The sequence below is a fragment of the Burkholderia sp. FW306-1C-G01B genome, from assembly GCF_058781685.1.
In genome coordinates, this window is the sequence record NZ_JBYSWZ010000010.1 from 1 (window position 1) to 13,107 (window position 13,107).

The 13,107-nt window shown below is 65.1% G+C and carries 15 protein-coding genes; 4 read left to right on the forward strand and 11 right to left on the reverse strand.

The annotated features are described in order from the left end of the window. Positions 1-141 precede the first annotated feature (141 nt). Together AC3WLY_RS20320 and yaaA are read right to left on the reverse strand one after the other, a co-directional pair. Positions 142-1,296 (reverse strand): M14 family metallopeptidase, encoded by a 1,155-nt coding sequence (locus AC3WLY_RS20320; protein ID WP_492310019.1) that lies wholly within the window; start codon positions 1,294-1,296, stop codon positions 142-144. A 137-nt stretch (positions 1,297-1,433) separates the two neighbouring features. Further along, positions 1,434-2,216, reverse strand: a complete 783-nt coding sequence (gene yaaA, locus AC3WLY_RS20325) for a peroxide stress protein YaaA (protein ID WP_105393868.1) — start codon at positions 2,214-2,216, stop codon at positions 1,434-1,436. A gap of 57 nt (positions 2,217-2,273) precedes the next feature. On the opposite strand from yaaA, the gene AC3WLY_RS20330 reads away from it, so the two are divergent. Both AC3WLY_RS20330 and AC3WLY_RS20335 read left to right on the forward strand, forming a co-directional pair. Beyond that, entirely contained in the window at positions 2,274-2,771 is a 498-nt protein-coding gene (locus AC3WLY_RS20330) for a putative toxin-antitoxin system toxin component, PIN family (protein WP_175962905.1), read from the forward strand. 33 nt (positions 2,772-2,804) lie between these two features. Continuing rightward, the gene (locus AC3WLY_RS20335; RefSeq protein WP_347065354.1) at positions 2,805-3,977 is read left to right on the forward strand and encodes a pyridoxal phosphate-dependent aminotransferase; all 1,173 of its coding nucleotides are present in this window, start codon (positions 2,805-2,807) and stop codon (positions 3,975-3,977) included. Between the two features lie 50 nt (positions 3,978-4,027). Here the strand turns inward: AC3WLY_RS20335 and AC3WLY_RS20340 are convergent, their stop codons facing one another. After that, entirely contained in the window at positions 4,028-4,684 is a 657-nt protein-coding gene (locus tag AC3WLY_RS20340; RefSeq protein ID WP_492310018.1) for a glutathione S-transferase family protein, read from the reverse strand. 203 nt (positions 4,685-4,887) lie between these two features. Between AC3WLY_RS20340 and AC3WLY_RS20345 the strand changes: the two genes are divergently transcribed. Both AC3WLY_RS20345 and AC3WLY_RS20350 read left to right on the forward strand, forming a co-directional pair. Next, positions 4,888-5,679, forward strand: a complete 792-nt coding sequence (locus tag AC3WLY_RS20345) for an oxepin-CoA hydrolase, alternative type (protein WP_492310017.1) — start codon at positions 4,888-4,890, stop codon at positions 5,677-5,679. A gap of 257 nt (positions 5,680-5,936) precedes the next feature. Further along, positions 5,937-6,629, forward strand: a complete 693-nt coding sequence (locus AC3WLY_RS20350) for a glutathione binding-like protein (protein ID WP_072440936.1) — start codon at positions 5,937-5,939, stop codon at positions 6,627-6,629. Positions 6,630-6,676: 47 nt separating this feature from the next. Here the strand turns inward: AC3WLY_RS20350 and AC3WLY_RS20355 are convergent, their stop codons facing one another. The 8 genes from AC3WLY_RS20355 to nuoN all read right to left on the reverse strand — a co-directional run bounded on the left by AC3WLY_RS20355 (position 6,677) and on the right by nuoN (position 13,096). Continuing rightward, the gene (locus AC3WLY_RS20355; protein WP_425131091.1) at positions 6,677-7,153 is read right to left on the reverse strand and encodes a MaoC family dehydratase; all 477 of its coding nucleotides are present in this window, start codon (positions 7,151-7,153) and stop codon (positions 6,677-6,679) included. Beyond that, positions 7,150-7,611, reverse strand: coding sequence for a MaoC family dehydratase (locus AC3WLY_RS20360; protein WP_034184920.1), 462 nt, complete (start codon positions 7,609-7,611; stop codon positions 7,150-7,152). The genes AC3WLY_RS20355 and AC3WLY_RS20360 overlap by 4 nt, the downstream gene beginning before the upstream one ends. 37 nt (positions 7,612-7,648) lie before the next feature. Next, positions 7,649-8,782: an acyl-CoA dehydrogenase family protein gene (locus tag AC3WLY_RS20365; RefSeq protein ID WP_492310016.1), complete on the reverse strand. Its 1,134-nt coding sequence runs from the start codon at positions 8,780-8,782 to the stop codon at positions 7,649-7,651. Positions 8,783-8,806: 24 nt separating this feature from the next. Continuing rightward, on the reverse strand, positions 8,807-10,003 hold the full coding sequence (locus AC3WLY_RS20370; protein ID WP_492310015.1) for an acyl-CoA dehydrogenase family protein: 1,197 nt from the start codon (positions 10,001-10,003) through the stop codon (positions 8,807-8,809). Between the two features lie 152 nt (positions 10,004-10,155). Continuing rightward, positions 10,156-10,578, reverse strand: a complete 423-nt coding sequence (locus AC3WLY_RS20375; protein ID WP_043188814.1) for a DUF1178 family protein — start codon at positions 10,576-10,578, stop codon at positions 10,156-10,158. Between the two features lie 136 nt (positions 10,579-10,714). After that, on the reverse strand, positions 10,715-11,305 hold the full coding sequence (locus AC3WLY_RS20380; protein WP_175749713.1) for an NUDIX domain-containing protein: 591 nt from the start codon (positions 11,303-11,305) through the stop codon (positions 10,715-10,717). Positions 11,306-11,345: 40 nt separating this feature from the next. Then, on the reverse strand, positions 11,346-11,642 hold the full coding sequence (locus tag AC3WLY_RS20385) for a DUF2818 family protein (protein WP_175962896.1): 297 nt from the start codon (positions 11,640-11,642) through the stop codon (positions 11,346-11,348). Beyond that, positions 11,642-13,096, reverse strand: coding sequence for an NADH-quinone oxidoreductase subunit NuoN (gene nuoN / locus AC3WLY_RS20390; RefSeq protein WP_262542864.1), 1,455 nt, complete (start codon positions 13,094-13,096; stop codon positions 11,642-11,644). Before nuoN ends, AC3WLY_RS20385 begins: the two co-directional genes overlap by 1 nt. Positions 13,097-13,107 lie beyond the last annotated feature (11 nt).

Here is a 13,107-nt window from a genome sequence, read left to right on the forward strand (position 1 = left end):
CGTCCGCTTGATCCCTTGTTTCACTTGGCACCTCTTCGCTTGGGCGAAAAAGTGTCAACCTATTTCAGGACGGGTCAACAGCAGCAAAAAAGCCGGGGCATCTCAGGATGCCCCGGCTTTTTTGATGCGACGACGATACGCTTACGCGAACGTGTCGACGTGCACCAGGATCGCGGCCAGCATCGCTGCGCCAAGCGCCGCGCTGCGCTCACCGTTCCAGCCGACACGCTCGTCGGGCAGGTTCGCGTTGTCCTTGAACGGCATCTCGAGCGTCAGCGACAGGCAGCCGAACTGATGGCCGATGTACTTCGACGCGAGCTTGAGCGCGTCCTCCTTGTACTTGCTCGCCGCATAACCATACTCGGTCTGGAAGTCGGGGCTCGCGACCTTGAACGCGTCGATGAACGCGGTCTGCTCCTTGCCCTGCTGCTCGGTAAAGCTCGGCAGCATCTCCGAACCGGCGACGAACACGTATGGCAGATCCTCGTCGCCGTGAATGTCGAAGAACATGTCGCAGCCGATCGCGTGGATCGCGTCGCGCACGGCCAGCACCTCGGGGCTGCGCTCGGCATCGGGCATCATCCATTCGCGGTTCAGGTTCGCACCTGCCGCATTGGTGCGCAGGTTGCCATGCACGCTGCCATCCGGATTCATGTTCGGGACGACGTAGAACGTCGCGCGATCGTAGAGCTTGCGCGCGACCGGATCGCCGGCCCAGTCGCCCCATCCGGCCAGCCGCTTGACGAGGCCTTCGACGAACCACTCGGCCATCGTCTCGCCCGGATGCTGACGCGCGATGATCCACACTTTCTTCTTCGGCGCGCCGTCGGTTTCCGGCGTGCCGAGCGTCAGCAGCGACATCGGGCGGCCTTCGACCGTGCGGCCGAGTTCGACGACGCTCGCCTGCGGCAACTGCTGGACGGCGCCGAGAAATGCCGCGTGACGCTCTTCCGAGTACGGTTCGAAATACGCGTAGTAGATGCTGTCGAACTCCGGCGTATGGTCGATGGTCATCGTCTTGCCGTCGAACGTCGTCGGCACGCGGAACCAGTCGACCCGGTCGTAGCTCGCCACCGCGCTGTAGTTGCGCCAGCCGGACGGATAGGCGCATTCGGCGGCATTCTCGAACGTCATCACGCACCGCTCGCCGCGCGCGCCCGTCAAACGGTAGTAAAACCATTGCGCGAATTCCGAGCGGCTGTCGCCGCGCACGCGCAGCCGAATCGCAGCGGGGCTGTCGCACGACACGACGTCGATTGCGCCTGCGTCGAAATTGCTGGTGATCGAAAGGGTCATCTGTTTCTCCAGTGTCGACCTGAGTTAATGCTTCAGCACTTGCTCCGGTCCCATGCAAAGCGGTCGTCCGGAACGGGCGGTGTACCGCTTGCCCGGCCTCATGCATGCGCCGGCCATCTCGTGAACGGCCGGCATGGTCACTCGCCGACTCGCCGGCGATATACGTAAGTCGAATCGTTCGACGCAGCCGCGTCGAACGCATAGCCTTCCGTCGCGAACGCCTTCAGCGCCTTCGGCTCGGTAATACGGTTCTCGACGATAAAACGCGCCATCAGGCCGCGCGCGCGCTTCGCATGGAAGCTGATGATCTTGTAGCGGCCGCCCTTCCAGTCCTCGAACACCGGCGTGATGACAGGCGCTGCCAGCAGTTTCGGCTTGACCGACTTGAAGTATTCGGTCGACGCGCAGTTGACCAGCACGCGCGCCGAGCCGCTGCGCGTCTCGAGCTGCTCGTTCAGCGCCCGCGTGATGCGGTCGCCCCAGAACGCGTACAGATCCTTGCCGCGCGCGTTCGCGAAGCGCGTGCCCATTTCGAGCCGGTACGGCTGCAGCAGGTCGAGCGGGCGCAGCAGCCCGTACAGGCCCGACAGCACGCGCACGTGTTGCTGCGCATAGTCGAGATCGGCGGACGACAGCGATTTCGCATCGAATCCTTCGTAGACGTCGCCGTTGAACGCCAGCACGGCCTGCTTCGCATTGGCCGGCGTAAAGGTCGGCGACCAGTCCGCGTAGCGCTGGAAGTTCAGGCGCGCGAGCGGATCGGAGATATCCATCAGCGTTGCGATGTCCTGCGGCGAAAGCTTGCGCAGGCCGTCGATCAGTTCGGACGCGTCGTCGACGAATGCAGGCTTCGTGTAAGACTGGACGTGCGCGGGCGTATCGTAGTCGAGGGATTTGGCGGGAGAGAGAACGATTATCATAGAGGCTCGCTGGCACGCCGTGCCTTGCGGTCAGACGAAAACCACCGATTGTAACGAATGACCAGCTCCCTCGCCCCGCACGTCGCGCACCGCGTCGTGCTCGACTCGAACGTCTGGATCGACATCCTCGTATTCGACGACCCCGCTACGCGCCCGATCCGGGCCGCACTGGAACGCGGCGCGCTTGCCGCCGTGATCGACGGCCGCTGCCTGACCGAACTCGAGTACGTGCTCGATTATCCGCAGTTCCAGGCGCGTGCGATCGACAAGGCCGCCGCGCTCGCGACCGTCGCCCGCCTCGCGAGCCTCGTCGAGCCGCCGCCCGTCGACGCCGACGCGCCGCCGCTGCCGAAGTGCAAGGATCGCGACGACCAGAAGTTTCTCGAACTCGCCCGCGCCGCGCAGGCCGAGTGGCTCGTGTCGAAAGACCGTGCGCTGCTGAAGCTCGCGAAGCGCACTGCACGCGACTTCGGTTTCCGGATCGCGCAACCCGCGCCGTTTGCCGAAGCCTGCGCGCTCGACGCCGCACCGATCACTTCTGCCACGCCGGCCTGACGCACGCGGCGGCACCCGATTTCGACCGTATCGATGAACGCTCCTTCAGACATGCCAACGACTCCCGTTTTCCCCTCGCGCCTGCCGAACGTCGGCACGACGATCTTCACGGTCATGAGCGCGCTTGCCGCCGAAAAAGGCGCCGTGAACCTCGGCCAGGGCTTCCCGGATTTCGATTGCGATCCGCGCATCGTCGATGCGGTCGCGACCGCGATGCGCAACGGGCACAACCAGTATCCGCCGATGGCCGGCGTCGCACCGCTGCGCGACGCGATCGCCGACAAGATCGCGCACGTCTACGGCCGGCGCTACGATCCGGCCACCGAGATCACGGTGACGGCCGGTGCGACGCAGGCACTGCTGACGGCAATCCTGTGCGCGGTGCATCCGGGCGACGAAGTGATCGTCGTCGAACCGACCTATGACAGCTACCTGCCGTCGATCGAACTCGCAGGAGGCAAGCCGGTATTCGTCACGCTGGAGGCGCCCGACTACGCGATCCCGTTCGACCGTCTCGCGGCCGCGATCACGCCGAAAACGCGCATGATCCTGATCAACACGCCGCATAACCCGACGGGTACCGTGTGGCGCGAGGCGGACATGCGCAAGCTCGAGGAGATCGTACGCGGCACCAACGTGCTGATCCTGTCGGACGAGGTCTACGAGCACATGGTCTACGACGGCGCGCGCCACGAGAGCGTCGCGCGCTATCCGGAACTCGCCGCACGCAGCTTCATCGTGTCGAGCTTCGGCAAGACCTATCACGTGACGGGCTGGAAGGTCGGCTATGTCGCGGCGCCTGCCGCGCTGACCGCGGAATTCCGCAAGGTCCACCAGTTCAACGTATTCACGGTGAATACGCCGATGCAGATCGGGCTCGCCGATTACCTGCGCGACCCGGCACCGTACCTGACACTCGCCGGCTTCTACCAGAAGAAGCGCGACTTCTTCCGCGCAGGCCTCGAGCGCACGCGCTTCAAGCTGCTGCCATGCACGGGCACGTACTTCCAGTGCGTCGATTACTCGGCGATCAGCGACCTGCCCGAAGCGGAATTCTCGAAGTGGCTCACGTCGGAGATCGGCGTGGCCGCCATTCCGGTGTCGGCGTTCTATCACGAGCCGCACGAATCGGGTGTCGTGCGTTTCTGTTTCGCGAAGCAGGAAAGCACGCTCGCATCCGCACTCGAACGGCTCGTCCGACTGTAGTCCCACGCGGGCGGCCACGCGCCGCCCCGCCGCCCGCCGGAGAATCGCGCCTACGAACGCGCGCCGCTCGTCGCGTCGACATACGCCTTGCGATCGGCTGCCACGCGCTGCGCGGCGGCACGCTCACCGACCTTCTTCGCGTGAGCCTTCCAGTCGATGCCCGCATCGAGCAGGAAGTCGTGTCCGAACACGGCCTTCGTCGCCATCCCGATCACCGGCAGATGGATCGATGCCGCGATGTCCGCGAGACTGAACGACTCGCCGAGCACATACGGCGAAAACTGCGTCATCTGCTTGAACGCATCGATCGCGCGCGGCAGGCGCTTCTCGACGTGCGCCTTCATCCCGTCGCTGACCTTGCCGCCGAAAAACGCTTCCGTATAGACCTCGCGCGCCATCCATTCGAGATACAGCTCGAGCGTCTCGACCAGCTCGCGCACCTTCGCAGCCGCGAACGGCCTCGCCGGGAAAATGGCTTTCTCGGGATAGCGCGCCGCCAGGTACTCGATGATCACCTGCGACTCGAACAGCGCGCCCTCTTCGGTCTTCAGGAACGGGATCTTGCCGAGCGGCGAATCGGCGAGATGGGCCGGATCGCTGATCGGCAAACCGCACACCGACTCCTCGAACGGAATGTCGTGCTCGAGCAGGACGAACTTCACCTTGTTGTAATAGTTGGACAACGGAATACCGCACAGCTGTAGCATCGGAGTCTCCTTCCTTGCGGGAGCGCGGCCGCAACGATGCCGGCCGCATCGGGATTCATCGCGCTGAAAAGCACGTTCGTGCTAGTCTAAAACAGTTTCACTGTCCGTCACGACAACATTACATCCGCTGCGGCGGCAGCGCCGCCCCGTCCACGCAACGCGCGCGGCGCCGCGGCCTTGCCATCCGATGGAGACACGCTCGCATGAGTGCTGAACTGCTGGCCTCGCGTCCGCCCGAGAGCGATTCGACTCTCGTCCTCACGCTATCCAACCCCGGTGCGCGCAACGCGCTGCATCCCGACATGTACGCGGCCGGCGTCGAAGCGCTCGCCACTGCCGAACGCGATCCCGGGATTCGCGCGGTCGTGCTGACGGGGGCCGACCGCTTCTTCTGCGCAGGCGGCAACCTGAACCGGCTGCTCGACAACCGCTCGAAAGATCCGTCCTACCAGGCCGACAGCATCGATCAGCTCGGGGCATGGGTGACGGCGATTCGAGAGTCGACGAAGCCGGTGATCGCGGCGGTCGAAGGCGCGGCGGCCGGCGCGGGCTTCTCGCTCGCGCTTGCGTGCGACCTGATCGTCGCCGCGCACGATGCGAAGTTCGTGATGTCGTACGCGCGCGTGGGCCTGACGCCCGACGGCGGCGGCTCGTGGTTCCTCGCGCGCGCGCTGCCGCGTGCGATCGCGGCCGAGATCCTGTTCGAAGGCAAGCCGGTCGCGGCCGAACGCCTGCATGCGCTCGGCGTGGTCAACCGGCTCGCCGTTCCCGGAGCAGCGCTGAACGACGCGCTTGTATGGGCAGACGCACTCGCCGGCATCTCGCCGAACGCACTCACGCGCATCAAGTCACTCCTCGACGTTGCGACGACTCAGCCGCTAGAACCGCATCTCGGTACCGAGCGCGATCATTTCGTCGCCTCGCTGCATCACGCGGACGGGCTCGAAGGCATCACCGCCTTTCTCGAGAAACGCCAGCCCCGCTACAAGCGCTGATCCGCGTCGGCCGACGACGATCGTGCACGGCGACTACCGGCTCGACAACCGGATCCTCCGTCCGCACGAACCGTGCGCGCCCGCCGTGCTCGACCGGGAACTGTCGGCACGTCGGCGATCATCTCCCGTTTGCCTGCGCGTACGCATCGGCGGGCATGTTTCCGTCGCCAGCAGCCCGCGTCGAACCATGCTCTAATGACCGCCTGTCGCGGCGCGCTGCCGGCGCCGTTTTCGCGCATGCAACCAAGGAGTTGACGATGATCGACGTCTACAGCTGGGCGACCCCGAACGGCCACAAGGTACACATCATGCTCGAGGAAACGGGCCTCGCCTACCGTGCACTTCCGGTCGATATCGGCGCAGGCGACCAGTTCAAGCCCGAGTTCCTCAAGATCAGCCCGAACAACAAGATTCCGGCGATCGTCGATCCTGACGGCCCCGGCGGCAAGCCGATCTCTCTGTTCGAATCGGGTGCGATCCTGATCTACCTTGCGGAGAAGACCGGCAAGTTCCTGCCGACCGATCCGGCCGCCCGCTATGCGACGCTCGAGTGGCTGATGTTCCAGATGGGCGGTATCGGCCCGATGCTGGGGCAGGCGCACCATTTCCGGCTGTACGCGCCGGAAAAGATCGAATACGCAGTCAACCGCTATACGAACGAAGCGAAGCGCCTGTACAACGTGATGGAAAAGCGCCTCGGCGAATCCGAATATCTCGCGGGCGACGCGTACACGATCGCGGACATTGCGACGTTCCCGTGGACGCGCTCGTGGCAGAACCAGGGCATCGTGCTCGACGAGTTGCCGAACGTGAAGCGCTGGCACGAGGCAATCGCCGCGCGACCGGCCGTGCAGCGCGGCGTCGAAGTACTCGCGTCGATGCGCAAGGCGCTGCAGGACGACAAGGCACGCGAGGTGCTGTTCGGCGCGACGCAATACGCGAAGCACTGACCCGTGCGTGACGGGCGGAGCGGCATCCGTGCCTGCCGCCCCGCGCGTCAGAAGTAATGCCGCGTGATGAATTCCGCCGCGCAAACAAGCAACGGAGCGTCGGGACGCTCGGCCTGGATCGACACCGACCATGTCACCTGCACGCCGCCCCGCGCGACCTCGGCGGTTTCCTTCACCGCGAACAGCGCGCGCACGCGCACACCGACCGGCACCGGCTTCAGGAACCGCACGCGGTTCAGTCCGTAGTTCACGCCCATCTTCTGCTCGAAGCGCATCGCATCGGTCATCAACGCGGGAATCAGCGACAGCGTCAGGAACCCGTGCGCGATCGGCCCGCCGAACGGCGACTCGCGCCGCGCGCGTTCGGGATCGACGTGAATCCATTGATGATCGCCGGTCGCGTCGGCGAAACCGTCGACGCGATGCTGGTCGATCGCGACCCAGCCGCTCGCGAGCGGCTCCACGCCGACACGTGCCTGTAACGCCTGCGCCGACGCGATCAACGGCAATGTCACGTCGGTCATGCGTTCGTGCCTCGCGGATCGCGCAACCCGAAAATCACCTTGCTATGCACGGTGATCACCGTCTCGCCGCTACCGTTGATGCCGATCCACTCCGTCGACACGATGCCGCGATCGGGCTTGCTCTCCGAGACGCGCTTGTCGTGGATCTTCTGGTGCATCGTGATCGTGTCGCCGGCGCGCACCGGCTTGAGCCAGCGGATCGAGTCGATGCCGGGCGAGCCCATGCTGGTCGAGTCCGGCCCGAGCTTCTTGATGAGCAGGCTCATGAACACCGAGCACGTGTGCCAGCCGCTCGCGACCAATCCGCCGAACGGCGACGCCTTCGCGGCCTCCTCGTCGAGGTGGAACGGCTGCGGGTCGTAGCGCTGCGCGAACGCCTTGATGTCGTCGGGCTCGAACGTGTAGCTGCCCACTTCGATGGTGCTGCCGACCACCAGATCTTCGTAACTGATACCCACTGTGTGCCCCCTTGTCTGACGCGCTCGCGCGTCGCCGTCATGCCGCGTCGGCCTGCGCGAAATCGGGCAGCGCCGCGATGCGGGCAAGATGATGATCGGTGTCGCCGAGCGTCGTCTCGATGATCGACAGCCGCTTGAACAGGTGCGCGGCGGCAACCTCGTTGGTCACGCCCATGCCGCCGTGCAACTGGATGGCCTGCTGGCCAACGAAGCGCGCGGCCGCGCCGACGCGCGCCTTCGCGGCCGACACGGCCTTGCGTCGCGCATCGGCATCGCCGCCCGCATAGCGCACCGCGGCCAGGTAGGTCAGCGAACGCGCCTGCTCGGCATGGATCAGCATGTCGACCATCCGGTGCTGCAGCGCCTGGAAACGCGCAATCGGCACGCCGAACTGCTCGCGCGTTTTCGTGTATTCGACCGTCGCGCGATTCAGTTCGTCAAGCGCGCCGACCGCTTCCGCGCACAGCAGGAACGTCGCGTAATCGGCAATCTGCTCGAGCGCCGCCGCGTCGCGCGCGCCGCCCGTCAGCAGTCGGGCCGGCGTTTCGTTGAACTCGATCGTTGCCGCACGCTGACCGTCGATGGTCCGGTAGTCGACCACCGTCGCGTTCGCCGCATCGCGTTCGACGACAAAGAGGCCGATGCCGCCGCCGTCGACGCGCGCAGGCACGATCCACGCATGCGCCTGTGCGCCGTGCTGAACGACCGACTTGGCGCCGGTCAGCCGATGTGTGCCGCCCTGCTGGCGTGCGTGCGTGTCGAGCTCGAACAGGTCATAACGCGCATGCGGTTCGTGGAATGCGACCGCCAGCCGCTTCTGCCCCTGAGCAACCGCCTCCAGCAGTGCGGCATCGTCGCCTACGCCGGAGCCGGCGATGCGCAATGCCTCGACGCCGACCGCCGTTGCCCAGTACGGCTCGATCACGAGCGCGCGGCCGAGCTCCTGCATCGCAACCAGCATGTCGACCGGGCTGCCGCCGAAACCGCCCTGCGCGTCCGGCACGGGCAGCGCGGTCAGCCCCAGTTCGGCGAACGCGCTCCATTGCGTATCCGACACGCCCGTGTCGCTGCGCACGATCGCCTGGCGCGCATCGAAGCCGTATTGCTCGCCGAGATAACGGCGCAGCGCGTCGGCGAACTGCTGCTGCTCATCGGTAAAGCTGAAATCCATGGTTGTCTCCGCTCGCGTCCCTGTTCACAGACCCAGAATCATCTGCGCGATGATGTTTTTCTGGATCTCGTTCGAACCGCCGTAGATCGACGTCTTCCGGTAATTGAAGTAGTACGCGGCGAGCGGTGCCGCATCGTCGTCGCCCGCGATGCTGTGCTCGCGTTCGCCATTGAGGAACGGCACGTCGAACGGTGCGGCGAGCGGGCCGATCGCGTCGAACATCAGCTCGGTGAGCGCCTGCTGCACTTCGGTACCCTTGATCTTCAGCATCGACGCCTCGGGGCCCGGCCCCTTGCCGCTCGTCTCGCGGCTGACGACGCGCAGCACCGTCACCTCGAGCGCCATCAGCTCGACTTCGAGCGCCGCGACCTTCGCGGCGAACACGGGGTCGGCGAGCAAGGGCTTGCCGTTCTTGCGCTGGTTCGACGCCACGCGCTTCAGGAACGCGAGTTCGCGCTTCGACGCGCCGACACGCGCGATGCTGGTGCGCTCATGGCCAAGCAGGTATTTCGCGTAGGTCCAGCCGCGGTTTTCGTCGCCGACGAGATTCTCGACCGGCACCTTCACGTCCTCGAAGAACACCTCGTTGACCTCGTGGTCTTCGTCGAACGTGATGATCGGACGCACCGTAATGCCGGGCGTCTTCATGTCGATCAGCAGGAACGAGATGCCCTCCTGCTTCTTCGCGGCCGGATCGGTGCGCACGAGGCAGAACATCATGTCCGCGTACTGGCCGAGCGTCGTCCAAGTCTTCTGGCCGTTGACGACGTAGTGGTCGCCCTGACGCTCGGCGCGCGTGCGCAACGACGCGAGGTCGGACCCGGAACCCGGCTCCGAGTAGCCCTGGCACCACCAGTCGGAGCCGTCGAGAATGCGCGGCAGATAATGGCGTTTCTGCGCTTCGCTGCCGTATTTCATCAGCACCGGCGCAACCATCGACACGCCGAACGGCAGCACGATCGGCGCGCCGATCCGCGCGCATTCCTCGTCCCAGATGTGCCGTTGCGTCGCGTTCCAGCCCGGGCCGCCGTATTCGGCCGGCCACGCAGGCGCGGACCAGCCGCGCTGACCGAGAATCCGGTGCCAGCTCGCGAAATCCTCGCGGTCGAGTCGTTTGTGATCGAGTACTTTGGCGCGCAATGCGTGAGGCAGATTGGCCTCGAGCCAGGTGCGGACGTCGACGCGGAACGCGTCGTCGGCGGGGGAATAATCCAGATCCATGCGCAGTGTCTCCTGTCGACCAGAGTTAGCGCTTTAGCGCTTACTCTGGTCCCATGCTTCGCGGTCGACCAGAGTTAGCGCTTTAGCGCTTACTCAGGCTCCATGCAAGGCTCGCCGCGCCCGTCCGGCCCGGCAAGGACCCACTGCGTACGTCATTGCAGCGGTTCTTTCAGCGCGGCAGGAATCGGTAGCGGCATCACGTCGATGCCTTCTTCGGCCAGGGATTGCGCATCTTCCGGCGTCGTGACGCCACGGATGCTGCGTGCCGGCGCCTCGTTGTAATGGATGCGCCGCGCTTCCTCGGCGAAGCGTTCGCCCACGTTCTCGGTCTTCTCCAGCACCTCGCGCAGCGCGCGCATCACCTGCGCCTGCAGCGCACGCGGATCGGCCGGCTGGGCCTGCGTCGCGCCTGACAGATTCAGGCGCGGCGCCGACGGCAGACGATTGACCTCGGTCGTCCCGCATACCGGACATTCGACCAGCTTGCGGGACAACTGCGCTTCGAATTCATCGGCGGAAGCGAACCAGCCTTCGAACCGATGACCGTGCGGGCACTGTAAATCGAGGACCTTCATGCTGAATCAGGGCGTGTGACGAGTGTAGCGTAAAAAGCGGTTTTGTGAACGATCGTGCTAAATCCCGATCGCGCGACGCGAAAACGCCGCGTAATCGGATTGTAACGCGGCGCCCCACTCGCCGCCGACGCCGCGCTCAGGGCGTCAGGACCGGCCCGAGCGGCCAGGTGCCGGACAGCACCTTGTCGAGCCACATCGTGCCGATGATCGTCTTCACGTCGGTGATCTGCCCGGTGCGCACCCATTCCTGCAGGTCGGCTTGCGTGGCGGTGAAGGTTTCGAGGAATTCGCCTTCGTCGAGCTTGCGCTCGCCGGCCGTCAGCCCGCGCGCGAGATACAGGTCGATGAATTCGGTCGAATAGGAAATGATCGGGTGAATGCGGGCCAGGAACACGTATTCGCGCGCCGTATACCCCGTTTCCTCGCGCAGTTCGCGCACCGCGCACGCAAGCGCGCCTTCGTCCGGATCGAGCTTGCCGGCCGGGAATTCGGCCATTACCTTGCCGATCGGGTAGCGATACTGGCTTTCCATCAGCACACGGCCGTCGTCGAACAGCGGGATCACCATCACCGCGCCCGGGTGCTGGACGTATTCGCGCGTGGCCTTCTTGCCGTCCGGCAAACGAACGGTATCGCGCTTGAGCTTGAGGAACGAGCCGTCGAAGATCGCCTCGCTTTCGAGGCAGGTTTCGGTCAGTGCGGCGTCGTGATTGGGTAGTTCGGCCATCGGCGGCTCCAAGATTGAGCGCGACGGACGGCCGGAGCCGTCAGCGTCGTTTGACGAGATACTGGAACGTGAAGCCGGGAAACGCGAACACGATGAAAAGACTGAACGTGATCGCGTAAAACTGCCAGCCCTGTTCGAAGCGGTTGCCGGCGCGCGACTCGAGCCAGAAGCCGAGCGCGCCGACCACGAAGTACAGCACGATCAGCTCGCCGATCCGCACCCACGCACTCTTCTTCGTCGCGCCGAACGGCACGACGGCGAAGAGGCGTTGGTTCAGGAACGGCAGGTTGGCGCACACGAGCGCCAACAACACGATAAACCAGCCGGCTGCCGACATTACAGCGGCAGCGTGTGACGAATCGCCTGCAGGCACGCCGTCAGCAGCGGGCTCGGGATCAGGCCGAGCACGACGACCGCCAGGCCGTTCAGCACGAGGATCGTGCGCTTGCAGATATCGCCCGAGATCGGCGTCGAATCCTGCGGTGCATCGAAGTACATCAGCTTCACGATGCGCAGGTAGTAGAACGCGCCGAACAGCGACGTGATCACGGCCAGCACGGCCAGCCACGTGAGGCCCGCGTTGACGGTTGCCTCGAGCACGGCGAGCTTCGCGTAGAAACCGACGGTCGGCGGGATGCCTGCCAGCGAGAACATCATGACCATCATCACGAACGCGAACACCGGGCTGCGCTTGTTGAGGCCCTTGAAGTCGTCGATCGTTTCCGCTTCGAAATCGCGGCGCGCGAGCAGCATCACCACGCCGAACGAGCCGAGCGTCGTGATCAGGTAGACGATCGCGTAGAACATCGCCGAGCTGTATGCGTTCGCCGGTGCCGCCGCGTCGCCCTTCACGATGCCCGCGAGCAGGCCGAGCAGCACGAAGCCCATGTTCGAGATCGCCGAGTAGGCGAGCATCCGCTTGATGTTGCGCTGGACGATACCCGTGATGTTGCCGACGATCAGCGACAGCGCGGCGAGGATCACGAGCGCGGTCTGCCAGTTCTGCGCGAGCGGCAGCAGGCCCATCACCAGGAACCGCAGGCCCCACGCGAACGCGGCAACCTTCGGGCCGCCGCCGACGAACAGCGTCATCGCGGTCGGTGCGCCCTGGTAGACGTCCGGCACCCACATGTGGAACGGCACGGCGCCGAGCTTGAACGCGATACCGGCGACGATGAAGATCACGCCGAACATCAGCACGGCTGCGTCGGTGTTGCCGCCGACCGCCTTGTACACCTCGCCCAGCTCGAGCGAGCCGGTCGCACCGTAGAGCATCGAGATGCCGTACAGCACGAAGCCCGACGCAAGCGCGCCCAGCACGTAGTACTTCATCGCGGCTTCGCTCGACTGCGGGGCGTCGCGGCGCAGCGCGATGACCGCGTACAGCGACAGCGACATCAGTTCGAGACCGAGGTACAGCGTCAGGAAGTTGTTGCCCGACACCATGACCAGTTGGCCGAGCAGCGAGAACATGCCGAGCAGGAACACGTCGCCGCGGAACATGTCGCGATCTTCGAGGTACTTGCGCGAATAGACGAGCGAGACCGCGAAACCGAACGACACGACGGCCTTCATCATGCTCGCGAACGAGTCGACGACGACCATCTTCGAGAAGAAGTAGTACTGCTGCGGGTCGAGCGCCTGCACCGCAAACCACACGCCGGCGACGACCGACGATACGACTGCGATCAGATAGGTCAGCCGGCGGCCGGAAGCACCGGTAAAGGTGTCGTTCAGCCATGCGACGACGATGGCGGCCATCACCAGCGCGTCAGGCAACAGGACATTCATAGGAGCGTTTT